Origin of the sequence: Stenotrophomonas sp., from assembly GCF_035634915.1 — a bacterium.
In the GTDB taxonomy this organism is placed as follows: domain Bacteria; phylum Pseudomonadota; class Gammaproteobacteria; order Xanthomonadales; family Xanthomonadaceae; genus Stenotrophomonas.
The window spans coordinates 159,199-175,592 of sequence record NZ_DASQCB010000013.1 but is presented as its reverse complement, the minus strand read 5'-3'; the positions used below and the strand labels follow the sequence as shown (position 1 = coordinate 175,592).

The window sequence follows — 16,394 nt, the reverse complement described above, 5'->3', positions numbered from 1 at the left end:
AACCCGGACGGCTCGTGGAAAGTCGAACGAATCGCAGACGTCGAGTACATCGTTCTTGGTTTGGATGAGGCGGGTCGCGTCAACGGTGCCATTCAAGACTGGGTTCGTCCTGCGCCCATGGTGAGCTGATGGCAGTGCTGGGAGCATTTGCATCGCTCAATTTGGGGCCGCGGCATTCTGGGTCTGGCGCGTACCTACCTCTGAACCTGGGCGTCGAGTGGGACGACGAGCCGGCCGAGCCGGTGGTTCGGGGAATTCGGCAACAGACTCGACTCACTTGGATGCGGCCGGCCCACCGCAGGGTGCTGAGCCAGATTGGGTGGGGGGAGGGCAAAGCGCTGGCCGCTCAGGCCAGTGTTTACTGGCGGCCCGGCGAGCGCTTGTCATGCGCGAATGCGTGGTCGTGGAGTGCCGCGGGAACTGCTCGGCGAGAGCTATCGACTACTTGGTGCTCCAGCCTTGAGCGGGTGGCGCATAAGTCTGATCTTGAATGGGGGCGGCAGGGCTTGCTGACTCCCTCCTATGTGCTTCGTTGGAATGGCCGTCTCGGCACAGTCGGGCTCATTGCCTCCCTGCAGTGGCAAGTGCTCGGTACGAGCCGCCAGTTGCTCACGTTCCTCTGGTATGGGTTTAGAGCGAGAGCTGGTGCGGTCGCCGGGTTGGCTTGGCGTGCTCCCTCTGCCAGCCGTGGCTACGCGCGGCTGCCTTGGGCTGCTGCTGGCAGACCGATGTGGGGTGTGCGTCCGGGGACTGGTCCTGGCCCTGACCCCGATCCCGAGAGCCCCTTCCCGCGCGGCGACTACGTCGGTCTGAACCTTGGGTGTCCGGTGGTTGGTGCCTTGGGCGTTGTCCCCCTGAATCTTGGCGTCGCCGCTTGTTACGTGGTGCGCCCCCAACGCAGGACTCATGTTGTGATCAACACAGTTTCTCTTGTGCGCCTCCCTGATCGCACGCCCATCGAAGTCACTCGGATCTCGCTCGCCGCCAGTCGCGGGGCATGGGGCTGGACGTTCGATATCGAGCTGGCTGATCCGCAGCAGCTCGCGCTGCTGAAGCCCTCCGCAGCCGGGCCCAGGCAGTTTGAGGTCGCCCTCAACGGCTACGTCTGGACCGGCATCATCGAGAGCTTCCAGAAGCAAAGGGAGTTCAGCGGTGGTGGCGTGCGCCTGACCGGCCGCTCCCGCACCGCGCTGATGGCCGCGCCCTATGCGCCGGCTCGGGTCAAGGCCACAACGGAAGAGCGCAGCATGGCGCAGCTGGTAGCGGAGGAACTGGCCGACACGGGCTTCACCAGCGAGTACGACACCGTCGACTGGAACGTGCCGGCCGGTGCCTGGTTCTATGACGCCAGCACGCCGCTGGACGCCATCAGCGCGCTCGCAGAGGCGAGTGGAGGCGTCGTGCAGTCGGACCCCGCAGCGCTCGCCATGCGCGTGCGGGCGGCCTATCCCGTGAGCCCATGGGACTGGCGGACCACACCGCCGGACCATGTGCTGCAGGAGGACGTTGTGCTGACCGAGAGTCTGCAGATGCGCAGCGCGCCGCTGTACGACGCCGTCGTGGTGACGGGCGAGCTGGCCGGCAAGGGCGTCACCTGCAAGGTGCGCAGGTCGGGAGAAGAGGGGCGGCTCTATGCCCAGCAGGTCAGCAGCCCGTTGATCACTGTGCCGGCCGCTGGCGCGGAGCGTGGCAGGAACATCCTGTGTGATCGCGGCGAGCAGGCTGCTGTCGACCTGACGGTGCCGCTGTTCGCTCAGCCGCTCAAGCCTGGGGAAGTCGGGCTGGTGCTGCCGCTGGATCTGGTCGAGGTGGTTGGTGCTGATGGCACCTGGCACGGGCAGTGCGAGTCGCTGCGGATCGAGGTATCAGCCGACGACCAGGCTGTGGTGATTGAGCAGACAGCAACCCTGGAGAGGCACTACACCGATGCGGACTGACCTGTGGGACCAATTCGGCGACTTGGTCGGCGGCAGCCCGAGGCTGATCGCCACCGTCACCGCGCACAACTCTGATGGCACCAGCAGCTTGACCACCTATGACGGCGTGCAGATGCGGGCCTTCGGGCAGCTGCCGCTGGCGCTGCCCTACAACGTGTGGGTGCGTGGCGGCCGGCTGGTCGAGGCTGCGCCCAATCTTCCGCTTTACGAACTGACCGTCTAACGAAACAGGGCACTGCCCGGGTGCCGGCAAGCACCCGGGCAGTGCCGCAACACAGGTGATCTCAGCACCTGGCATTGGCCGCGTCCCTGTCGCCCTCGAGAGCGGCTGGGATTCTCGGCCCTACCCATCGCAAAACCTGAGATCCCATGACCAAGCCCATCATTTCCTGGCCGGGCGGCAAGCGCCGGCTCCTGAAGCACCTCTATCCACACTTCCCTGAGCACGACTGCTACGTGGAGGCATTCGCCGGCGGCGCCGCCTCCCTGCTCATGCGTCCGTACCCGGCAGCGACGGAAGTACTCAACGACATCAACGGCGAGCTGGTCGGGCTGTATCGCTGCGTCCGGCATCACCTGGACGAATTCGTGCGCATGTTCCGCTGGTCGCTGGTGTCGCGGCAGATGTTCGAGTGGGCGCAGATGGAGCGCCCCGAAACCCTGACCGACATCCAGCGTGCGGCCCGCTTCTACTACCTGCAGAAGCTGGCATTCGGCGGCAAGGTGCAGGGGCAGACGTTCGGCGTGGTGACCACGGGCGGTCCGCGGCTCAACCTGCTGCGGATCGAGGAAGAGCTCAGTGCGGTGCATCTGCGCCTGGCCAACACCATCATCGAGTGCCTGCCGTGGCAGGACTGCGTGCGCCGCTATGACCGACCCGGCACGCTGTTCTATCTGGACCCGCCGTATTGGGAGACTGAGGGCTACGGCGTCGACTTCCCGTTCAGTGAGTACGAGGCGATGGCGGAGCTGATGCGCAGTGCTGCTGGCCGGTTCGTCGTGTCGATCAACGACCACCCGCAGATCCGCGAGGTGTTCGCTGGGTTCGACCTGGTGCCGCTGCAGCTCGACTACACGATTGGCGGCGGGCAGGGCCGGGGGCGCAAGTTCGGTGAGCTGATCATCAAGAGCTGGGACGATAGGCAGGCGGCGCTGCTGTAAGGCTCAGGCGACAGGTTCCAGCAGCCCCTCGGCGTTGTTGCGAGGGGTGTTGACCGCTCGGCTCACGCGGTAGGCCTCCATGGCAGGGGCCTGGCTGGCCAGCAGCATGGCCATCGCGTCCTCGGCGCTGGCTGCCATCCAGTCATCGATCTGGCCGGCCTGCAGCCATACCGGCATGCGGTCGTGGATATCCGCCGACACGCCGCTGCTGTCTCCAGTGATGATGGTGAACGTACCCAGGTTGCCATCGGGCAGCAGCGGGCTGGTGGCCTCCCAAAGGCCGGCCGCCAGCAGTGGGCCGGTGGCATGAATGAACCAAGGGTCTTTCTTCCCGTCCTCGGGGCTGACAGACCATTCGTAGTAGCCGGCCATGGGGATGACACAGCGGCGCTTCTTGAACGCCGTGCGGAAGGCAGGCTTGGTGGCCACCGTCTCGATGCGGGCATTTATGGTCGAGCCCTGCAGGCCCTTGGCTTTCGCCCAGAACGGCAGCAGGCCCCATGCCATCCGGGTGACCTGTCGGCCTTCGCCGCGGTCGAGGATTACCGAGGCGCGTTGGGTCGGGGCCAAGTTGTAGCTCGTTTCGATGCTGGCCAAGCCTGGGGCGAGGTCAGCCAGGCTGGGCTGGCCGAAGTCGACAACGGGGAGCTGGACGAATCTTCCGCACATGGCCGGAGGGTAGCCCTGCCGCCCGTGCCCGGCACGTGTAGGACTAGGTCAATAGTCGAACCAGAGCCGCAGGCGGCACGTCGGCAACCATGTCGCCAGTGTCATTGGTAATTTTACTAAGAGAGGTGAGGGATCTTCCCATCACAACGCCAACTGATACAATTTTAGGCGTTTGCATCCAATTGAACTCTCCACCGCTTGGGCTGTCGTAGCGTATGCGCAGGACGCACCTGATCGAGTATTAATCGCATGGAGGAATGAAACTGATGGCTGAATTGCTAGAGACTGCTCAACTTGCGCTATTCCCTGGAGCGCCGGCAAGTTTAAGCGTCGAGGAGGTCGCGAAGGTCTTGTTCGGTAAATCGCCGGAGAGAATCGAATCCCGGCCAGCCGAGGGGGTGCAGATGGCAAGTGTTCCCCATTTGGGAGGGAATGTCCAGATATCAGTTAATCCGCTTCGCGTCGATGTTATCTATCAGGCCGGTCCCTCTCAAGCATTCGACGGCCCGCCAGTGTTGGGGACGAAGGATATTGCTGGGGTACGTAAGTGGATTTCGGAAATAACTCCTAAGCTCCTGAAAGTGATTCCGCCGATCAATCGTGCTGGTGTTGTCGTTGCGCGCAGCGAGGAGTTCGATACGCAGGCTGCGAGCGTGGCTGGTTTTTCTCGCGCCGTTCCAAGTGACGTGAAAATTCCGGGCGATGTCGTTGAGTTGGCGTTGCAGTTCAATAGGCCTCGTCCGGCTACGACGTTCGCTGGTTCGATCAATGTCATGTACGCGTGGCAGAACTTGGCCAGACAGGATATTAGTTTTACGAATAGTGGGTTTTCGCATACCACGAAATATTCAGTCCGATCGATGATTGACGTGAATACACCGCCGGGTGAGCCGTGGGCAGTTGCGGTATTGGCCACTACGGAAGCGCCAAAGCTTGTCTGTGAGTTAATTGATATTGCCTTTAAGAATGCTTAAAAGGGCGGGAGGCAGCATGCTTTTTTACAATGGTATAGCGAAGCCAACCGCCCGGGCGCTTTCGATGACAGGAGTGCCATCTGTCAACGCCGCAGGTTGGGACGATGTAAAGAATTCAATGTTGGAGATCAGAGCCCAAGACAGGGTTAATGTTCTATCAGCAATGGTTGCCGCAGCGCTTCTCGCCAACCTGCAGTCTGTGGGCGGGCCCCCACCTACATCCGCCCTCGATCCGGATGGAGATGTGATCCTCACTTGGCATGAGGGTGCACGAAAGGGTAGTGCCGTTGTGGCGGAAGATAAGCTATCAGCGGTTGTGACCAATGGCGCACGGGTTGAGTATGTGTCGCCAGAGGTCAATGTTGTTGATGACGGTAGCTATCGGTTGGAGTTGTTCTCACAGGGGGTGGTGAAATGGATGCAACAATCGATGGGATCGAGCCCATCCTCGACGACGAGCATGTGCGCCGAAATATCTTTGCCCCTCATATGGAGTCAGAGAGGACTGGGGTCCGAAGTCTATTCGGGTTCCCAAACGCTTTCGAATTTCAGTCGAGAAGTGGGAGCCGAGTGGAATCTGTCGTCTGGAGCAAGCACGCTACTCCTGAGCAAACTATAGCTATTGGCGGAGAGATGGCAGAAGCCAAAAGACTGGCAAAAATGGAGGCAAATCCAGATATTTCTGCTGACCGACTCCCTCACTATGCAGGCTATCTTCAGGCGCAGGTTGGCCTTATTCGTGCCAGCGAATACGTTGGGGTGGTAACTCGCCCTGGCGAGCGTCGTTGTATACCAGGCCTCTTCGAAGTGGTGCATTTGCCAGAAAATGGGGTGCATGCCCATGCGCACGTGGTGCTTGCCGAGGATTATGCTGACGCCATCAAGGCTCAGATGTCCTTGGATGGTTCGCCGGGTGCTGAGAATATGTCTAAGAAACAGGCGTTCCCCGTGGCCATTAATATGTTACTTGCGACCATGGAGTTAACTGGATTTTTCTGCCATAACGGGGATCATATCCCTTGTTCCGCAATTGTCTGAGCTAAACAGATGGGGCCGCGTTCGCGCGGCCCAGGAGCAGCCGTCCATCAGCATCGCGCCGACGGGATCTCCCGCACGGAGGTCGTGTAGTTTGGCGAAAGCATGTGCTGCCGCATGCCCCACGCTGGCCGCGCCTGCCAACCCGATGCGCCAAGGCCGGCCGTGCCTCGCCCGAACTTCTGGTTGATCCGGTCCATGGTGGCCATCAACCTCTCGTTGCCGACCACCGTCGGCCCGAACAGATCCGCCTGCAACTCATCCGGCCGGGCCAGGTCGAGCAGTGCCACGCCGGCCTTCTTGTATCCGATTCCGTCGCGGAGCAGGCCGCGCAGCAGCTTGCGCACGACGCCCAGCACCACGGTGGTGTCTGCGGTCGACGCGGGCAGTCCGACGGTCCTACTGGCGTTGTGCTGCCGTAGCTCCTGCCGGAACACGTCGGAATGGGCGAACACCCATACACCGGCGGTGACCAGACCCCGGGCACGCAGCTTCTCGCAGGCGCGCACGGCGAAGGTGGCCAGCGCCTGGGCAACAGCTTCGTGGTCCTCGACCCGATCAGCGAACGACCGGCTGACCATGATCTGCTGTCGGTCCGGCTCCACCTCTTCCAGCTCCATGCAAGGATGCCCCTGCAGCTCGCGCTGGGTGCGCGCCAGGGTCACCCCAAAGGTGGCCAGGATGTCGTCCGCCGGGGCATCGCGTAGAGCGGCCGCGGTGCTGATGCCCATGGCTTCCAACCGCGGCGCCAGCCGGCGGCCAACGCCCCACAGATCACCGACGGGGAACGTCTGCAGCACCGAGGCCCTGTAGGCCGCCTCCCCTAGGTCGATCACGCCGTCGGCGCTCTTGGCCACCTTGTTGGCCAGCTTGGCCAGCGTCTTTGTTGGCCCGATGCCGATGCAGTTGGGTATGCCGGTCCATCGGTGCACTCGCTGCCGCAGATCCCGGGCGAACCGCTCGCGGTCCCGCACGCCCGCCAGATCGATGAAGCTCTCATCGATGCTGTAGACCTCCACCCGGGGCGCGGCTTCTCGCAGGATGGTCACGACGCGGGCGCTCATGTCGCCGTACAGGCCAAAGTTCGCCGAGCGCATCTGCAGACCATGGCGACGCACAAGGTGCTTCAGCTCGTGGGCCGGCTGGCCCATCTTGATGCCAAGGGCCTTGGCCTCGGCCGAGCGCGCGATCGCGCAGCCATCGTTATTGCTCAGTACCACCAGCGGCACGCCGCGCAGCGCCGGCTGAAACACGCGCTCGCAGCTGGCGTAGAAGTTGTTGCCGTCAACGAGCCCGAACATTGGGGCCTCGGCGCTTCATCTGGCGAACCACACCCACGACGGCGAACACCTCCACCTCGGTGGGCTGTTCCAGGACGATGGGCGGGAAGTCTGGGTTGGCCGAATGCAGCTCCATGTGGCTCTCGAACAGCTGCAGCACCTTGCAGGTGGGCTGGTTGCCATCCCAGATGGCAATGACCAAGTCACCGGCCAGCGGCGTGACTGAACGGTCCACCACCAGGATGTCCCCATCGCTGATCCCAACGCCGCTCATGGACCAGCCATCGGCCCGATACAAGAACGTGGCGGCCGGATTGCGCACCAGCAGGCGGTGCAGATCGATCGCTTCATCCATGAAGTCGTCGGCCGGCGACGGGAATCCTAGCCGCGCGCGTACTGCGGCCATTGGCACGAACTGCACGGGGCCGTCGATCATTGCAGGACCGAGAGGCAGGGCGAGGGTAGTGGGGTAGGGGAGGGACTGCATGGCGCGTACTCTGAGATTGGCGGGTCTCACCCGCCGCGACGGCGCAGATGTTAGTACAAATACTAACTAGCGGACAGGCAAGGAACTTTTGCGAAGGTGAATTGCTTCTTTATCGGGTGGCTGATCGGGCGTCAACAAACTATAAGCCACTGAAAAATAAAGATATGCGTAGGATTGCAAAGCCGTTGGCGTGAGATCCTGCTGGGTCCCTCCCAGGGCCACACGCGGGTGATCGAGCCTGGCCGCAAACGCGGCGCGCTCGTGGCACGCCGCCGGCTCTCCTCCGTAAAACTCACTGCTTGCGCAAGCAATCTGACGGGAAAAGCTGTCGGCCTTCCAAAAAAAAAATTACCGTAAGTTATTGAAATATGTGGAAAAGGGGCCGGACTTTTAATCTTTTGGTCGATGGTTCGAATCCATCACGGCCCACCAATGCATTCAAAGAAAAGACGCCCTTTGGGCGTCTTTTTTGTTTGCTCCGCACACTCCCTTTCACTCCGCAATCCGCCTGTCAGACAGACCCGTGGACAAGACCGTCGTCAGACGCTCATGTCCGCAGCGATGGCCAGGATTTCCTGGTGGCGGATGTCCGCGGCATTCCACACGGCGAACTGCTCTTGCGCGTTGGCCCCGGGGCCAGTGGCGATTACGAAGTGAAGCGTGCTTTCCGTGCCAGACGGCACGCAGGGAATTCGGGTTTCCAAGGCAGCGGGAAGATACTGCGTGGGGTAGGGGTCTTCCTGGAATCCAGACGCAGGAAGGCGCCAGCGCAGGGCATCAACGTCTTCGGTCGCAACCACAAGCACTTTGTCGCCCATCGTCCAGCATTGTGCGTCGACCCATTCGCCATTATCCGGGTCGCCTGCAATGCCGGGGTCGGTGGTCCAGCCGCAAGAGAATACGAGATCCTGCAGATCCCGGTGCGGTGTGATCGACAGCAGCGCGGCCATGACCTCGAAATTCCCGGAACCGAGCTGCGAAGCGTGGCCTTCCATCGGAACAATCCGAATGGACACGCCGTCGGTAACCGGCTCTCCCAGGCCGTCCTGCACGCTGCAGGTGAGCGTGCCCAGCCGAGTTTCAACAATCACGGATGTGGATGGTCGCATGCGGGCTTGTTCCTCGGTTTCGTCGAATCAAAGAGCAGGCTGCGCGGCGCGTTCAACAGGCACTGTGCACGACGATTGGCGCACTAGCCAATCCGCTGTGCAATACCACTCAATATCAGATCAACGCCCGCCATGAAGTCCGCATGGTCATCGTGGTGAGGCAACTGTGCCGCCATGCTGCAGGTGAATGGATACTCATCGGCGTCCAGCTCAGCCCAGCGCTGCGCAACCTCGGTAAGCGCGGGCGTGCGCTGCAGGTTCTGCTGACGCGCGAGCTGCGAGCGTGCGGCGTGCTGGCCGCCCACGCCCAGGATGTAACTCATCAGCGCCTGGGTGGTTGACCATTGGCTGGCGGAGTCTACGCCTAGTGCGCGTACCTGCTGGCCCAGCGCTTCCAGGATGCGCACCAGTGGCAGTTCGCCTGCAGCGACAGCCAGCGCCGCGCCCATCCACGGATGCGCTTCCATGGCATCGAACAGGCCGATGGCGATCGCACGGATACGCGCGCCGGGCGCGTCATCCGCTGGCGCCTGCACGGCGGGGCCGACGAACAGATCGCAGGCGGCCAGCACCAGGTCGCGCTTGTTGTCGATGTGCCAGTAGATGGCGCCGGCACCGGTTTCCAGCCGTTGCGCCAGCGCCCGGAAGGTCAGCCCCGGCTCGCCGCTCTCGTCGAGCAGGGCCACGGCCGCCCCGATGATGCGTTCGCGGGTGAGCGCACTGGCTCGGCGGTGGTTGCTTGCGGGCGTGTTCATGCGCGCATCTTGACAGCTCTGGAACGTCATTCCAATATTATGGAACGTCGTTCCATACTGCTTTCGAGGATTTCTTCATGAGCCGCAACATCGTGATCGTCGGCGCCGGCCTCGGGGGCCTCGCCCTTGCGCGCGTCCTGCACGTGCACGGCATCGCCTCCACCGTCTACGAAGCCGAGCCGTCGCGGGATGCCCGTGCGCAGGGTGGCATGCTCGACATCCACGAGCACAACGGGCAACGCGCCTTGCAGGCCGCCGGGCTGTTCGATGCATTCGACGCGATCATCCATGCCGGTGGCCAGGCCAGCCGGGTACTGGACCGCTCGGGAGTGGCGCTGCTGGAGGAAGCTGACGATGGAAGCGGTGGCCGCCCGGAAGTGCCGCGTGGCGAGCTGCGGCGCATCCTGCTGGATTCGCTGCCGGAAGGCACGCTGCGCTGGGGCCACAAGCTGACCTCGGTGACGGCGCTGGGCAACGGCCGCCATCGTCTGCAGTTCAGCCAAGGCGAAACGGCGGATGCCGACCTGCTGGTGGGTGCCGATGGCGCGTGGTCGAGGGTGCGCCCGCTGCTGACCCCGGCCGTGCCGGCCTACAGCGGCATGCTCTACGTGGAGACCCATCTGTTCGATGCCGATACACAGCACCCGCTGGCAGCCGCTGCAGTGGGCAGTGGTGCCCTGTTCGCGGTCGAACCGGGAAAGGGCATCCTGGCCCATCGCGAACCCAACGGCGCGCTGCACGCCTACGTGGCGTTGCGTAAACCGCTGGAATGGGTCGAACAGCTCAAGGGGGACGATAGCCCGGCAATCATCAGCGCCGTTGCCGGCGAGTTCGAAGGATGGGCGCCAGCGTTGACCGCGCTTATCACTGCTGCGCAGGCACCGCCGGTGCTGCGGCCCATCTACGCGCTGCCTGCCGGACAGCGCTGGCCGCGAACGCCCGGGGTGACGCTGCTGGGCGACGCCGCGCATCTGGCCATTCCGGCCGGCGAGGGTGCCAATCTCGCCCTGTTCGATGGCGCCGAACTGGCCGCTGCGCTGGTGGCGCATGGCGATGACACGGAAGCGGCGTTGGCGGCCTATGAGCAGGCGATGTTCACCCGCAGCGAGGCGGAGGCGGTGGCAGCTGAAGAGGTGACCGAAGCACTGCTGGGGGCGCGAAGCCCCCACTCGTTGATCGACTTCTTTGCCGGCCACGTCGGGGCGGCTTAGTCCTGCCCCCGCCAGCGGCCGCTCTCCCCCGTCGCCTGCTTTGCCTGAGCGTCCTTGGCCTTGACCGCCGCACGATCTGCCGCCGCCTGCGCAGCGATGGCCGCCGCATTCGCGGCCGCATTGGCATGCCGCTCTGCTGCAGCGTGCTCCGCTTCGATCTGCGCCCGCCGCTGGTTGCTGCGTTGACGCTCCAGCTCCATCGCGGCAACAAAACTGTCCGGGTGCTTTGCAGCGCACGCCTGCTGCACCAGCTGCACGGCGCGGTCAGACAGGCCGGGCTGGATGTTGGCCAGCAGGCAATCGCCATACGGCACCGAGGCGGTGGGGCCTGCGGCCAGTACGGCAGATATCAGTACATTCAACATGCGAACCTCCTTGTAGTAGTTTTCCAGTGACCCTGCACCGGCCCTGCCTGCAGGTGGGCCGGTATGCAGCAAGCGTGCAGCTACTGCGGCCGGATATCCCGGCATACCAGCTCGGCCAGCCCACGGCAGGCCAGGAACAGGCCATCGACCACGCCTTCGTCCAGATGCCGATCGGGCGTGGCCATCTGCCGGCAGCGATCTGCGGCATGCAGCATTTCCGCCACGGTAAGCAGGCCGACCGCAGCGCGTTCGACGCGGGCCAAGTCCTGGACGCGGCCGGGCAACAGCTTGGCTTCCGGCCAGAGCAGGCCATCGGCGCCGTCGCCATCACGGATGCGTTTCAGGCATCCCCAGAAGGTGCTCAGATCCGGTGCGGGATTGCTCTCATCATCGTTGACGCTGTTGCTGGTGGGGTAGGGAGCATGGGGTGGACGTCGGTTCATCGTGGCTTCCTCGCGAAGGAGCAGAAGAGCCACCGCGCAGAGCGGGTGGCGGACGGTGCGTGGCTGCAAGCCGGGATGACAGTAAGCAGTTAACCGGCGGGTCCGAAAACCCCCACGCACCGCCCGCCATAAAGGCCGACGGATCACCCGCCGGCACCATCCAGAGACAGTGCCGACGGGTGAGCGTAAACAACATGCTTACAGTCATTACGGGCTTGCAGACCCGCTGCCACCCGTTGTCGGTGGCACGGCATGTTGGTTACACCCGCGCCGGGAATTCAATCCCAGTTTTCCGAAAGTGATGCGAGGCCCGCGCGCGAAGAGGGAGTGTGGCAGGTGAACGTGATGCAGCAAACGACAGCCCGCGACGCATTGGCGACCACGTTCGGTGGATTGCGCTGAGGAATGCCGCAAATGGCTCGCTGGTGCCAGTCGAGTGTGCGCCGGCACGTGCAAAGCTGGCTTCTCATTTTTTGTCAGTGGTGGGCGCGTGGCTGGACCGCACCGGTCCAGATGCGACTGTCGTGACGTTCTGCGGGGTGCAGAAGCGACAGTCGTTGCGGGGAATCATCCACGCATCTGCATGGCTTCTCCACATCTGCAACGTGTCTGATTCCCTTTCCCCAGCAACCCGTGCAACGTCGATGCGTGTCTTCCACCGTCCGCCGGACACTCAACGAGGGGCTGACGCATGAATGCAGTGCTGTGTAGTGCCCGTGTGCTGCCTGCTGTACTGCTGCTTTCGGGGTGCGGGTTCCATCACCTCCCGCCGCCCACAGCGGTTGGCGATGAGGGGGCTGCGGGCATGCTTGCAAGCGGTGTGGCACCGCACCGGAGGCTGCAGACGTTTTCGGTGCTGCCAGGTCCGGACTCGAGTGAGGTTGCCGTGCAGAAGGCCCGCTGCGCAGCGGATGGTGTCCACGTGCAGGTGTGGTCCGCCGTCCACGATGTGGAGCAGGCTGCGCACGTGTGCCGTGCTGCTGCGCGGGCTGCTTTGAACTCACTGGATGCCGCAGGAAGGGCAGGCACGCGTGTGGACTATCGGCTCACGCTGGTGAGCGACGGCGGCGGTACGTGGCGCCATCGAGGTTCTGCTGGAACAGCCATCCCTTCGCTCGCGTTCTGGTTTCCTGCGCAGCAGCCTCTCACCGAGCGGGTGCTGGCGCGGATTGTCCGCACCACCGCACATGAGTTCCATCACGCGGGGTGGGCGCTGAACGGATCACCGCGGAGAGTGTATGCCGATGAGCCCGCAGCGTACGCCGCAGGCGCCTGCGCGCAGCTCAGGGTCCTTGGACGGCTTCGCCGTGAATGGCTGCCGCCCGCGCATAACTGGCTGGAGGATACAGTCTCCGACCAGGCTGTCATGCGGTCTTCCCGGGCCGGGGCGGACCTGCATGTCGCACTGCTGCCGTTCTTTGCAGGGGCCGAGGAAATCCAGCGCGATTCGCAACCCGGTCGGTCCGTCATGGCATGGTGCGGGGACGCGCGCGTTGTACGGTGAATCATGGTTGCCGCCATCCACGCATGGCGCGGGTCCACCGTCGGGTAGCGGCGTAAAGGCCTGTCAGGGCGCTATGCTCGGCGTCTTTCCCAGGATGGGTCGCCCCATGCGCTTGATCGTGCTGTCGCTGTTGTTGTCCGCCGTTTCCACCGCGCCGCTGATGGCAGCAGAACCGGTACCCACCACGCAGGCTGCACCCGCCACGCCGCTGGTGATCGGTGAGACCTTCACCCTCGAATCGAAGGCGCTGGGCGAAACCCGCCGCATCAACGTGTACCGCCCGCAGCCCTGGGGGCTGGACCCGAAGGCGCCGCTGCCGGTGCTGTACATGCCCGACGGTGGCATCGGCGAGGATTTCCTGCACGTGGCCGGGCTGGTGCAGGTGCTGGCCGGCAACTTCAGCATGCGCCCGTTCCTGCTGGTGGGCATCGAGAACACCGAGCGCCGCCGCGACATGACCGGCCCCAGCAGCGACCCGCAGGACCAGAAGATCGCACCTCGTATTGGTGGTTCTGCCGCCTACCGTGCGTTCCTGCGCGATGAGCTGATGCCGCAGGTGCGCCAGCGCTACCCGACCACCGATGAGCGCGCACTGATCGGCGAATCGCTGGCCGGCCTGTTCGTGGTGGAGACGCTTCTGCAGGAGCCCACGCTGTTCAGCAGCTATATCGCGCTGGACCCCAGCCTGTGGTGGAACAAAGGCGCGCTGTTGGCTGCGGCGCCGAAGCGGCTGCCTGCCGTGGCCAAGGTCCAGCCGCGCGTGTTCCTGGCCAGCAGCGGCCAGCCGGAACTGGCGCAGAGCGCGGCGCAGCTGGCCGCGCTGCTGCAGCAGGCCTCGCCCTCGCCGCTGGTGAAGTACCAGCCGCTACCGGAGGAGACCCACGCCACGATCTACCACCCCGCTGCGCTGCAGGCACTGCGCACGCTGTTCCCGGCGCTCGCGTCGGAACAGCTGTGAGGAAGCCGTACAGCAGCGGCCCAAGGCGAACGCCATCCACGCGTGGCGTGGATCTACCGGGACAGGCGCACTCACGGCGCGGATCTACCCGGTGTCAGTAGATCCATGCCATGCGTGGATGAGTACTTCAGGCTGCCTGCGCGTCCGGGCCGGTCAATACGCCGGCATCGGCGTGGCGGAAGCACAGCCGGATGGCATCGAGCAGCTCGCTCATGTTGTACGGCTTGGGCAGGAAGTGGATGCCATCACGCAGCTGCGGCAGCACGGCGTGCTGGTCCATGCCCGACGTGACCAGGATCGGCAGGTACGGGTACAGACCGCGCACCTGGTTGGCGGCTTCAATGCCACTGACAAGGCCCAGGTTGACGTCGGTGAACAGCAGGTCGAAGCACTCACCGGCGGCCAGCAGGCCCAGCGCGGCTTCGGCCGAGCTGACACCCACCACGTGGCAGGCCTGGCTTTCCAGCGCCATGCGGCTCAGCTCGCGGGTTTCCTCGGCATCCTCGATCAGCAGGACGCGGGGCTCAACGTGGCGCTTGGACAGCAACATGACGCGACAACTCCGGACAGCAGGGGTGAAATGGCGCGCAAGTATGCTCGACCGTGCAGTGATACCCGCGTGCAGGGCCGGCTAACGCAGCGTTACAGCGCGTTTGTTGCGCCCATACAGGCTCAATGCGACAACCGCCAGCAGCGCGGTGCCGATGCGCAGGCTGGTGGCCTGCCAGCCCAGCGCCACCGCATCATCAAGGCTGAACACGTTCCAGGCCAGGTTCATCGACACGTGCAGGGCCAGGCCGCACCACAGGGTGTCGCCGTCCAGATGGTCGAGCCAGGCGAAGATGAAGCCGCCCAGTGCGATGACCGCACCCACGAACAGGGCCAGGCCGCCGCCCTCGACGCCACCGAAGCCCTGCCAGTGCACCATGCCGAACAGCAGCGCCTGCGGCAGCGCGAGCAGCGCCCAGGGGCCGCGCACGATCTTCACCAGCAGCACGAAGCCGAGGCCACGGAACAGTACTTCTTCGGCCAGCGGAAACAGCACGGCCAGCATCGTGGCGTCCAATGCGGTCAGCGCGGTGTTGGGTGTGCCCAACGCGGCTAGGCCCAGCCAGCACGCCAGGCTGGCCAGCAGGACACACAGCGGTCCGCGCGCGCCGTTCCAGCGCAGGCCCAGGCTGGCCGCCAGGCCCACACCGTGCGGACGCAGCAGGGCCGCCAGCAGCAGCGCGACCAGCACCGCCAACGTGTTATCGAGCAGGCTGCCGCCATACGGCATGGGCAGGGCGGGGATGGGCAGGCCTGCTGCCGCGCTGAGGTCACGCAGGTTCAGGCCAAGGCCGACGCCGAGCAGGACCAGCAGCAGACGCATGGGGGTGGGCAGACGGTAGGGCTGGGGCACGTGCGCATTCCGTGCGGGATGAATCCGCAGTGTGCGCGGCCCGCCATGCGCGGGCACGCGCCGTTGGTCCCTGTGCCATCGGTCATGTTGCCGGACAGTCATCGATGTACAGGTACAGTCGAAGGCTGACCAACAGGAGCGACGCCCATGCAGTGCCCCGTGTGCACCACCCAGACCCTGCAGATCGCCGAGCGCCACGGCATCGAGATCGACTACTGCCCGGGCTGCCGCGGCGTGTGGCTGGACCGCGGTGAACTGGACAAGATCATCGAGCGCGCCGGGGCTGCGGTGCCGCCGCCGGCACCCGTGCAGGCTGCACCGCAGGTGGCGCCGCCGCCGGTGATGCATCGCGATACGCGTCATCTTGGCCAGCGCCCGAAAAAGAAGAAGGAAAGCTTCCTGTCGGAGTTGTTCGATTTTTAAGGCCAGCAGGTAGAGTCGAGCTTGCTCGACTGCTTTTCTGCCGGTTGCCGGCAGTCGAGCAAGCTCGACTCTACAGGTGAGGTGCAGTCGAGCAAGCTCGACGCTACGGCCGGCGCAGGATGTATTCGCGGTCGCGCGTGCTGCCCACGATGAAATCGTACTCGCCCGCCTTTTCGCAGCCATACCGCGCGTAGAAGCGCTGCGCGGCGAGGTTTTCTTCCCATACGCCCACCCACAGGGTGCGGCGCTGTGGCCGGTCCAGCCAGGCGATGAATGCATCCATCAGGCGCGCGCCGTGCCCGCCGTTCTGGTGCGCGGCCAGGATGTACAGCCGCTTCAGTTCGATGTCGCCCTCGCGTGCCTCGGCATGCGGCAGGGTGTTGGCACCGGCGGCCAGGTAACCCACCACTTCCGCGCCATCCAGCAGCAGCCAGACCGCGCAGCGCTCGTCGGACAGTTCCTCGCGCTGCGGCACGATGCCGTAGTGCGCCTGCAGGAACACGTCCAGCTCCTGCGGCGGATACGAGTCGCCCCAGGTTTCGGTGTAGGTGGCGATGGCGATGGCCGAAAGCGCTTCGGCATCGGCCAGGGTGGCGCGGCGGATCTGCAGGGACATGACGGTCTAGGGGATGGAACGCGGCGCAGTGTAGCGGGCCCCGGCCATTGCCGGGGCCCTGCCGT

General features: G+C 64.4%; 19 protein-coding genes. 9 read left to right on the top strand and 10 right to left on the bottom strand.

Going from position 1 to position 16,394, the window contains the following annotated elements; translation table 11 throughout:
• Positions 1 to 911 precede the first annotated feature (911 nt).
• The 3 genes from VER16_RS11100 (at position 912) to VER16_RS11090 (ending at position 3,098) form a co-directional block, all read left to right on the top strand.
• Positions 912 to 1,937 carry a hypothetical protein gene (locus VER16_RS11100; protein ID WP_324808091.1) on the top strand — a complete coding sequence of 342 codons (1,026 nt, stop codon included), beginning with the start codon at positions 912 to 914 and terminating at the stop codon, positions 1,935 to 1,937.
• The gene (locus tag VER16_RS11095) at positions 1,927 to 2,160 is read left to right on the top strand and encodes a hypothetical protein (RefSeq protein WP_116862938.1); all 234 of its coding nucleotides are present in this window, start codon (positions 1,927 to 1,929) and stop codon (positions 2,158 to 2,160) included. The genes VER16_RS11100 and VER16_RS11095 overlap by 11 nt, the downstream gene beginning before the upstream one ends.
• Before the next feature lie 146 nt (positions 2,161 to 2,306).
• A complete protein-coding gene (locus tag VER16_RS11090; protein ID WP_324808088.1) occupies positions 2,307 to 3,098 on the top strand; it encodes a DNA adenine methylase in 792 nt (263 codons plus the stop codon).
• A gap of 3 nt (positions 3,099 to 3,101) precedes the next feature.
• Here VER16_RS11090 and VER16_RS11085 read toward each other — a convergent pair whose 3' ends face one another.
• A complete protein-coding gene (locus tag VER16_RS11085) occupies positions 3,102 to 3,767 on the bottom strand; it encodes an SOS response-associated peptidase (protein ID WP_324808086.1) in 666 nt (221 codons plus the stop codon).
• Between the two features lie 257 nt (positions 3,768 to 4,024).
• Here VER16_RS11085 and VER16_RS11080 point away from each other — a divergent pair, with 257 nt between their 5' ends.
• Positions 4,025 to 4,741, top strand: coding sequence for a hypothetical protein (locus VER16_RS11080; protein ID WP_324808084.1), 717 nt, complete (start codon positions 4,025 to 4,027; stop codon positions 4,739 to 4,741).
• A 570-nt stretch (positions 4,742 to 5,311) separates the two neighbouring features.
• A complete protein-coding gene (locus tag VER16_RS11075) occupies positions 5,312 to 5,779 on the top strand; it encodes a hypothetical protein (protein ID WP_324808082.1) in 468 nt (155 codons plus the stop codon).
• Between the two features lie 47 nt (positions 5,780 to 5,826).
• On the opposite strand, the gene VER16_RS11070 is transcribed toward VER16_RS11075, so the two are convergent.
• The 4 genes from VER16_RS11070 to VER16_RS11055 form a co-directional block, all read right to left on the bottom strand.
• The gene (locus VER16_RS11070; protein WP_324808080.1) at positions 5,827 to 7,077 is read right to left on the bottom strand and encodes a Y-family DNA polymerase; all 1,251 of its coding nucleotides are present in this window, start codon (positions 7,075 to 7,077) and stop codon (positions 5,827 to 5,829) included.
• Complete coding sequence (locus VER16_RS11065; protein WP_324808077.1) at positions 7,061 to 7,492, bottom strand: translesion error-prone DNA polymerase V autoproteolytic subunit; 432 nt, start codon at positions 7,490 to 7,492, stop codon at positions 7,061 to 7,063. Before VER16_RS11065 ends, VER16_RS11070 begins: the two co-directional genes overlap by 17 nt.
• Before the next feature lie 590 nt (positions 7,493 to 8,082).
• Positions 8,083 to 8,634, bottom strand: coding sequence for a hypothetical protein (locus tag VER16_RS11060; protein ID WP_324808076.1), 552 nt, complete (start codon positions 8,632 to 8,634; stop codon positions 8,083 to 8,085).
• Between the two features lie 101 nt (positions 8,635 to 8,735).
• On the bottom strand, positions 8,736 to 9,407 hold the full coding sequence (locus VER16_RS11055) for a TetR/AcrR family transcriptional regulator (RefSeq protein ID WP_324808074.1): 672 nt from the start codon (positions 9,405 to 9,407) through the stop codon (positions 8,736 to 8,738).
• A 77-nt stretch (positions 9,408 to 9,484) separates the two neighbouring features.
• Between VER16_RS11055 and VER16_RS11050 the strand changes: the two genes are divergently transcribed.
• Positions 9,485 to 10,618 (top strand): FAD-dependent oxidoreductase, encoded by a 1,134-nt coding sequence (locus tag VER16_RS11050; RefSeq protein ID WP_324808072.1) that lies wholly within the window; start codon positions 9,485 to 9,487, stop codon positions 10,616 to 10,618.
• Here VER16_RS11050 and VER16_RS11045 read toward each other — a convergent pair.
• On the bottom strand, positions 10,615 to 10,983 hold the full coding sequence (locus VER16_RS11045) for a hypothetical protein (protein ID WP_324808070.1): 369 nt from the start codon (positions 10,981 to 10,983) through the stop codon (positions 10,615 to 10,617). The genes VER16_RS11050 and VER16_RS11045 overlap by 4 nt on opposite strands.
• An 80-nt stretch (positions 10,984 to 11,063) precedes the next feature.
• Positions 11,064 to 11,426 carry a hypothetical protein gene (locus VER16_RS11040; RefSeq protein WP_324808069.1) on the bottom strand — a complete coding sequence of 121 codons (363 nt, stop codon included), beginning with the start codon at positions 11,424 to 11,426 and terminating at the stop codon, positions 11,064 to 11,066.
• Positions 11,427 to 12,312: 886 nt separating this feature from the next.
• On the opposite strand from VER16_RS11040, the gene VER16_RS11035 reads away from it, so the two are divergent.
• Both VER16_RS11035 and VER16_RS11030 read left to right on the top strand, forming a co-directional pair.
• The gene (locus tag VER16_RS11035) at positions 12,313 to 12,930 is read left to right on the top strand and encodes a hypothetical protein (protein ID WP_324808066.1); all 618 of its coding nucleotides are present in this window, start codon (positions 12,313 to 12,315) and stop codon (positions 12,928 to 12,930) included.
• A gap of 106 nt (positions 12,931 to 13,036) precedes the next feature.
• On the top strand, positions 13,037 to 13,888 hold the full coding sequence (locus VER16_RS11030) for an alpha/beta hydrolase (protein ID WP_324808064.1): 852 nt from the start codon (positions 13,037 to 13,039) through the stop codon (positions 13,886 to 13,888).
• A 127-nt stretch (positions 13,889 to 14,015) separates the two neighbouring features.
• Here the strand turns inward: VER16_RS11030 and VER16_RS11025 are convergent, their stop codons facing one another.
• On the bottom strand, positions 14,016 to 14,438 hold the full coding sequence (locus tag VER16_RS11025) for a response regulator (protein ID WP_324808062.1): 423 nt from the start codon (positions 14,436 to 14,438) through the stop codon (positions 14,016 to 14,018).
• 81 nt (positions 14,439 to 14,519) lie between these two features.
• Positions 14,520 to 15,260 carry a type II CAAX prenyl endopeptidase Rce1 family protein gene (locus tag VER16_RS11020; protein WP_324808229.1) on the bottom strand — a complete coding sequence of 247 codons (741 nt, stop codon included), beginning with the start codon at positions 15,258 to 15,260 and terminating at the stop codon, positions 14,520 to 14,522.
• A gap of 177 nt (positions 15,261 to 15,437) precedes the next feature.
• On the opposite strand from VER16_RS11020, the gene VER16_RS11015 reads away from it, so the two are divergent.
• Positions 15,438 to 15,713 (top strand): zf-TFIIB domain-containing protein, encoded by a 276-nt coding sequence (locus VER16_RS11015; RefSeq protein ID WP_324808060.1) that lies wholly within the window; start codon positions 15,438 to 15,440, stop codon positions 15,711 to 15,713.
• 103 nt (positions 15,714 to 15,816) lie between these two features.
• Here VER16_RS11015 and VER16_RS11010 read toward each other — a convergent pair whose 3' ends face one another.
• Positions 15,817 to 16,329: a GNAT family N-acetyltransferase gene (locus tag VER16_RS11010; protein ID WP_324808059.1), complete on the bottom strand. Its 513-nt coding sequence runs from the start codon at positions 16,327 to 16,329 to the stop codon at positions 15,817 to 15,819.
• Between the last annotated feature and the right edge of the window lie 65 nt (positions 16,330 to 16,394).

What these genes read in the sequence shown, in the direction of transcription:
- VER16_RS11095 (WP_116862938.1), top strand. Translation starts at nt 1,927, where the DNA reads ATGCGGACTGACCTGTGGGACCAATTCGGCGACTTGGTCGGCGGCAGC.
- VER16_RS11090 (WP_324808088.1), top strand. Translation starts at nt 2,307, where the DNA reads ATGACCAAGCCCATCATTTCCTGGCCGGGCGGCAAGCGCCGGCTCCTG.
- VER16_RS11085 (WP_324808086.1), bottom strand. Translation starts at nt 3,767, where the DNA reads ATGTGCGGAAGATTCGTCCAGCTCCCCGTTGTCGACTTCGGCCAGCCC.
- VER16_RS11080 (WP_324808084.1), top strand. Translation starts at nt 4,025, where the DNA reads ATGAAACTGATGGCTGAATTGCTAGAGACTGCTCAACTTGCGCTATTC.
- VER16_RS11070 (WP_324808080.1), bottom strand. Translation starts at nt 7,077, where the DNA reads ATGTTCGGGCTCGTTGACGGCAACAACTTCTACGCCAGCTGCGAGCGC.
- VER16_RS11065 (WP_324808077.1), bottom strand. Translation starts at nt 7,492, where the DNA reads ATGATCGACGGCCCCGTGCAGTTCGTGCCAATGGCCGCAGTACGCGCG.
- VER16_RS11055 (WP_324808074.1), bottom strand. Translation starts at nt 9,407, where the DNA reads ATGAACACGCCCGCAAGCAACCACCGCCGAGCCAGTGCGCTCACCCGC.
- VER16_RS11050 (WP_324808072.1), top strand. Translation starts at nt 9,485, where the DNA reads ATGAGCCGCAACATCGTGATCGTCGGCGCCGGCCTCGGGGGCCTCGCC.
- VER16_RS11045 (WP_324808070.1), bottom strand. Translation starts at nt 10,983, where the DNA reads ATGTTGAATGTACTGATATCTGCCGTACTGGCCGCAGGCCCCACCGCC.
- VER16_RS11040 (WP_324808069.1), bottom strand. Translation starts at nt 11,426, where the DNA reads ATGAACCGACGTCCACCCCATGCTCCCTACCCCACCAGCAACAGCGTC.
- VER16_RS11030 (WP_324808064.1), top strand. Translation starts at nt 13,037, where the DNA reads ATGCGCTTGATCGTGCTGTCGCTGTTGTTGTCCGCCGTTTCCACCGCG.
- VER16_RS11025 (WP_324808062.1), bottom strand. Translation starts at nt 14,438, where the DNA reads ATGTTGCTGTCCAAGCGCCACGTTGAGCCCCGCGTCCTGCTGATCGAG.
- VER16_RS11020 (WP_324808229.1), bottom strand. Translation starts at nt 15,260, where the DNA reads ATGCGTCTGCTGCTGGTCCTGCTCGGCGTCGGCCTTGGCCTGAACCTG.
- VER16_RS11015 (WP_324808060.1), top strand. Translation starts at nt 15,438, where the DNA reads ATGCAGTGCCCCGTGTGCACCACCCAGACCCTGCAGATCGCCGAGCGC.
- VER16_RS11010 (WP_324808059.1), bottom strand. Translation starts at nt 16,329, where the DNA reads ATGTCCCTGCAGATCCGCCGCGCCACCCTGGCCGATGCCGAAGCGCTT.